The 2,677-nt window shown below is 61.2% G+C and carries 4 protein-coding genes; all 4 read right to left on the bottom strand.

Features of this window, described 5'->3' with window-relative positions; genetic code table 11:
• Nucleotides 1-47 precede the first annotated feature (47 nt).
• Genes CK501_RS16600 through tnpA form a run of 4 tightly spaced genes read right to left on the bottom strand, consistent with a single transcriptional unit; the run spans nt 48 to nt 2,589 of the window.
• Nucleotides 48-317 (bottom strand): hypothetical protein, encoded by a 270-nt coding sequence (locus CK501_RS16600; protein WP_095618822.1) that lies wholly within the window; start codon nt 315-317, stop codon nt 48-50.
• Nucleotides 307-1,929 (bottom strand): IS66 family transposase, encoded by a 1,623-nt coding sequence (tnpC, locus tag CK501_RS16595; RefSeq protein ID WP_269844213.1) that lies wholly within the window; start codon nt 1,927-1,929, stop codon nt 307-309. Before tnpC ends, CK501_RS16600 begins: the two co-directional genes overlap by 11 nt.
• A 28-nt stretch (nt 1,930-1,957) precedes the next feature.
• Complete coding sequence (gene tnpB, locus CK501_RS16590) at nt 1,958-2,302, bottom strand: IS66 family insertion sequence element accessory protein TnpB (RefSeq protein ID WP_095618821.1); 345 nt, start codon at nt 2,300-2,302, stop codon at nt 1,958-1,960.
• Nucleotides 2,299-2,589: an IS66 family insertion sequence element accessory protein TnpA gene (tnpA, locus tag CK501_RS16585; protein ID WP_095618820.1), complete on the bottom strand. Its 291-nt coding sequence runs from the start codon at nt 2,587-2,589 to the stop codon at nt 2,299-2,301. The genes tnpB and tnpA overlap by 4 nt, the downstream gene beginning before the upstream one ends.
• Nucleotides 2,590-2,677: the final 88 nt, after the last annotated feature.

The raw sequence follows: 2,677 nt of genomic DNA, 5'->3' as shown, positions 1-2,677 counted from the left end.
GTAAGCGTTCATTCCAAGACGTGGTAGACCTACGCCAAGCGAGTTGATCACTTCACTTCATGAAGCGGTTTCAGTAATTCCGGCGAGACCTTGTACTGCTTGGTCCCGTCTTCGGCGAGCACGATCACGCTCTTGCGGTTGATCTTGGTGACGATGCCGAACGCCGGTCCCTCGCGAGTCTCGAAGGTCACCTTAAGCCCGACCCGCAGCTGGCTCAGCGCCTGCAGGTTTTCCTGCTCTTTGAGTTCATCGGTACGCTGGCAGATAGCCTCGTTAAGCTCCAGCAACTGATCGAGGGTCATCTCATCAATGCGCATCGGCGACAGGCTCCGGCTGTCTGTGCGGGTGGCGTGGGTCGATCAGCGAGCGTAGCGGTTGGTCAGCGTAGTGCGTCTTCCACCGCCGCGGCGTCAGTTTCGCCGCCTCTCGGGCCGGATGCTGGCTGATGCGCTGCAACACGTCCACCAGATAAGTGTACGGGTTGATGTCGTGCAGTTTGCAGGTGCTGATCAGGCTCTGGATGATGCCCAAGTGTTCGGCACCAAGTTCCGTCCAGCAGAACATCCAGTTCTTTTTGCCCATGGGGATGGGGCGCAGCGCCCGCTCCAGGTGGTTGGTGTCCGGTTGTACGTCTGGATCTTCCAGGAACACGGTGAGGCTCGCTTCACGGCTGATGACATAGTTCACGGCCTTGGTCAGCGCATCACTGGGAAGCAGGCCACCGCATTCCAGCTGCTCCCGGGACCACTGGAAGAACGCGTCGACCACGGGTTTTGAGTGCACCAGCCGGTACTGGCGCTTCTTCTCGCCAGTGAGCTGTTCAGCGCGGATCGTGTCTTCGTTGTGATACAGCTGAGCGATCTGCTGCAGCGCCTCGGTGGCCTTCTCCGGATGCTCTTTCTGGGCGGCGATGAAGTAACGCCGGGCGTGTACCCAGCACTGGGCATGGGTGACGCCTTCCTGTGCTGCGGCATAGCGGGCGTAGGCGGCGTACCCGTCGCTGATCAGCGTGCCGGTGAACTGCTCGGCCAGCACCCGTTCGATGTGGCCACGCCCACGGCTGTTCGAGTAGGTGAACACCACCTCATCCTCATCGCCGTATAACGGCCAGAACCAGCCGGATTTCATTTTGCCCGGCTTGGCGCCAGCCCGGCCCTGGTGGCCGGCCTTGATCGGCGTCTCGTCCATGGCCAGCACCCGGCTGCGCAGCACATTATCGGTCTGGGCATCGACGATGGGGCGCAACAGATCGATGGCCCGCTTGACCAGGTTGGTCAGCGTGCTGCGGCTGACGGTGACCCCGGCCTGTTGGATGCGCTGGTGCTGGCGGTACAGCGGCAGGTGGAACTGGAACTTGTCCACCAGCAGCCCGGCCAGCAGGCTGACATCGGCCAGGCTGTTGTCGAGCACATTGGGCGGCGCCGGGGTGGTTACCGGCTTCTCGGTGCCTTTGCGGCGGAACACCGGGCGTTCGCACTTGAGCACCACATAGCTGGCCGATCGCTGGGCCAGCCGGTAAGTGGTCTTGGTTCCAAGGATCTCGTACCGATCGGCGTCCGGGCCGGTCAGCTCCGGCGGCAGCTGCTCGATGACTTCCACCGGCACATCGGCGCTAAAGCGCAGGCCACTGTCGTTGAGGCAGTCATCATCGCGCTGCTTCTTGCCGGTGCCGCGTTGATAGGCCCGGACCGTGCGCTTGTCATCGTCCAGCGCCTTCTCCGGAACGGGCGTTTCCTCCGGCTGGAACAAGCTGTCCTGCCCGGGAAGGTCGTAGACCTGTTTCTCGGACTTGGGGCCGAATAACTGTTTCTTGAACCAATCCAGCTGACGCTGCATCCCCTGAACCTGCTCGCGCAGCAGCGCGTTTTCCTCGGCCAGGGCCGAGCGAGACGGTGCGTTGGGTTCGGGTGTGCAAGCGGTTGATTTCATGGGCGTCATTATACCGGAACCCAGTCGCTTACGCTGCTGAAAAACGCTTGAATTGGCGAGATTTTTCCACCTCGATGCCATCGATCAGCAGCTGCAGATCCGCCAGCGTCAGCGCTCGCTGGCCAGACGCTGACGGACGCACCTGGAACTGGCCGCGCTCAAGACGCTTGGCCCACAGGCAATAGCCGGTGCGGCTGAAGTACAGCATCTTCATCTGGGTCTTGCGCCGGTTGATGAAGACAAAGTACTGGCCGCTCAATGGATCGTGGTTGAGTTGATTACGCACCAGCGCACTCAGCCCCCGGAAGGACTTGCGCATGTCCGTGGGCTCGGTGCACAGCCAGATCCGGGCCTGGCTATCGAGCCCGATCATCCGTTCTGGCTCAGCCGCAGTTCGACGCCATTGCCCAGGCTCAGCACAATATTCCAGCCCGAGCCGGAAGATGACGATGCGCCCATCAGTGATGATAGATCCACAAAACTCGCCTCAGCGGCAGCAGCGGACTCGCCAGCCTGCGCATCAGACAGGCGCTTGCGCCAGTTGCAGAAGCTGGCATAGCCGATGCTCTGCTGCTTGCAGAACTGCATGGCTGACAAGCCGCTGTCTCGCTGTTGATCGACCAGGGCCTGCCATTGTTCGGGAGTGCGGCGTTTGCTCATGGGAGTAGTAACCTCGTATTGGAGAATTTGAGGCTACTGTAGGGCGCTATTCGCTGGAGTGGCAGGGTGTCTTAGAATGAACGCTTAC

Origin of the sequence: Halovibrio salipaludis (assembly GCF_002286965.1) — a bacterium.
Lineage (GTDB): Bacteria > Pseudomonadota > Gammaproteobacteria > Pseudomonadales > Oleiphilaceae > Halospina > Halospina salipaludis.
This window is presented reverse-complemented; position numbering and strand designations above follow the sequence as displayed.

Bases quoted from the DNA above. Each gene is read 5' to 3' on its own strand.
- CK501_RS16600 (WP_095618822.1), bottom strand. From the start codon at position 317: ATGCGCATTGATGAGATGACCCTCGATCAGTTGCTGGAGCTTAACGAG.
- tnpC (WP_269844213.1), bottom strand. From the start codon at position 1,929: ATGAAATCAACCGCTTGCACACCCGAACCCAACGCACCGTCTCGCTCG.
- tnpB (WP_095618821.1), bottom strand. From the start codon at position 2,302: ATGATCGGGCTCGATAGCCAGGCCCGGATCTGGCTGTGCACCGAGCCC.
- tnpA (WP_095618820.1), bottom strand. From the start codon at position 2,589: ATGAGCAAACGCCGCACTCCCGAACAATGGCAGGCCCTGGTCGATCAA.